This window comes from Microbacterium sp. B24 (genome assembly GCF_000333415.1).
Lineage (GTDB): Bacteria > Actinomycetota > Actinomycetes > Actinomycetales > Microbacteriaceae > Microbacterium.
In genome coordinates this window covers 1-1827 of record NZ_BADB01000264.1, presented here as the reverse complement: position 1 = coordinate 1827, position 1827 = coordinate 1, and the positions used below count along the sequence as shown (strand labels likewise).

General features: G+C 70.1%; 3 protein-coding genes. 1 reads left to right on the top strand and 2 read right to left on the bottom strand.

Annotated features, from left to right (window positions below; all coding sequences use genetic code 11):
• Window positions 1–404 (bottom strand): GNAT family N-acetyltransferase (locus tag I5I_RS07025; protein ID WP_036318089.1); only part of this gene is annotated, 404 nt, incomplete at its 3' end.
• Between the two features lie 42 nt (window positions 405–446).
• Between I5I_RS07025 and I5I_RS07020 the strand changes: the two genes are divergently transcribed.
• Window positions 447–1103: a TetR/AcrR family transcriptional regulator gene (locus I5I_RS07020; protein WP_051039527.1), complete on the top strand. Its 657-nt coding sequence runs from the start codon at window positions 447–449 to the stop codon at window positions 1101–1103.
• Here the strand turns inward: I5I_RS07020 and I5I_RS07015 are convergent.
• On the bottom strand, window positions 1085–1827 hold a 743-nt coding region (locus I5I_RS07015; RefSeq protein WP_036318087.1), incomplete at its 5' end, for a MerR family transcriptional regulator. The two genes, I5I_RS07020 and I5I_RS07015, sit on opposite strands and share 19 nt — an antisense overlap.

The following is a 1827-nucleotide window of genomic DNA, read 5'->3' as shown; positions in this document are numbered from 1 at the left end:
CGATTCGAGCTCGGTCCCGGGGATCCTCTAGAGTCCTCGCGGAGGGCGTAGTCGACGAGCACCCGGGACGCCGCGGTCACCAGCCCCCGCCCCTCGGCAGCCGGTTCGAGCCAGCATCCGATCTCGCACTGGCCCGCGGCGGAGCTGAAGCTCACGAACATCACGCCGCCGACCAGCTGCCCGTCGTTCCAGATGCCGAACAGGCGCCCTCCGTCGTCGGCCGCGCTCTGCGCGTACCGCTGCAGGGTGGCGCGGGCGCCGTCGACGGTGTCGGTGACGAACGAGGCACCGACCCACGGACGGATGTGCTCGCGCGCCCGGTCCAGATGCGCGGCGAACTCCTGGGCATGCCAGACCTCGAGCGGTCGCAGCGTGGCGGTGGGGGAGAGGTCTCGGCGGAACATGGCACCTTCCATAACGATCGTTATGTGGGGCAGTCTAGACCCATGTCCCTTACCGAGCGCTCGCGCAGCGACCGGCAGGCCGAGGTGGCCGAGGCGGTGTGGCGCGTGCTCGACCGCGACGGCTTCGTCGGGCTGTCGCTCCGTGTCGTCGCGGCGGAAATGGGCGCGACCACCGGCACGGTCACCCACTACTTCCCGTCCAAGGATGCGCTCGCCGATTACGCGCTGGAGCTGCTCGCCTCCCGGCGGGCCGAGGGCGACACCGCCGCGCCGTCCGAACCGCTCGCGGCGTTGCGGACGGCGCTGCTTGGCATGCTGCCGCTGGATCCGGCGTCGCGGTCGGCGACGCGCATCTGGGTGAGTTCGTGGGATGCGGCGCTCGCCGACTCTCGACGCGCGACCTCCCATGCTCAGCGTTACCGCGACAGTCGTGACAAGCTCACCCGCCTCGTTGCCGACGCGATGAACGCGGCGCCGGGCCGCCGGCATGTCGACCGCGATCCGAACACGACCGCCGAGTTGCTGCACGCGGCGATGCTCGGTCTCGCGACGCAGGCGGTTCTGGACCCCGTGGCATACCCGCCCGAACGCCTGGCGCAGCTCGTGGACGATGCCATCGCCCGCGCGGTCGCCGACCCGATCGTCACCGGTCAGCACCGCACGGGCGACAGCACGCCGGCTCAGGCGAGCGGTTCGTAGACCTCCGTGACCAGCTCGTCGGCGCTGACTTCGGCGGGCGTGTTCAGGTAGATGTTGAACGCACGTGCGGCGACCGTGTCGTCGCTGCGCACGCGCAGTCCGTCATCGGCGATCCGCCGGTTGATCAGATCATGGGCTGCCGTGATCTGGTCGTACGGGCCGACCACGCGCGCCACGAGGCAGTCGCGCTCCGGAAGCTCGACGATCTCGAGGGGCGCGTCGACCCGCGTACCGGGCGCGACCGGAACGAAGATCGACAGGTCGACGTCACGCTCGGTGTACTGATCATCGTGTTCGATGACCCCGCAGGGTCCGATCGGCGTGATCGACTGGGCGCTCAGCGCGGGCATCATGCGTCCCCAGAGCTGACCCTCGTCGGCGTAGGTGGGGACGGTGCCGCGGAGGCTGGCGAGCGTCATCGCGGGGACGGTCGTGCGGCTGACGGTGATGGACATGGTGGCTTCTCCTTGCTCGAGCAATCTGTTGATGAGAGAGACACGTCTCTGGGCCGCGTGCTGTTCCTCGAGCAGGGTCTCGCGCTGCAGGCGCAGCGCGTTCGTCCACTCCGGCGTGTGGCGGGCGGCGAGGAGGATGCCGATGGCGGAGACGCCGAATCCGATGTCGCGCAGGTTGCGGATGTCCGCGGCATCCTGGAGCTGTCCTGCCGCGTACCGCCGATACCCGCTCGCGGGCTCGACGTGCGCGGGGACGAGAACCCCGTGAG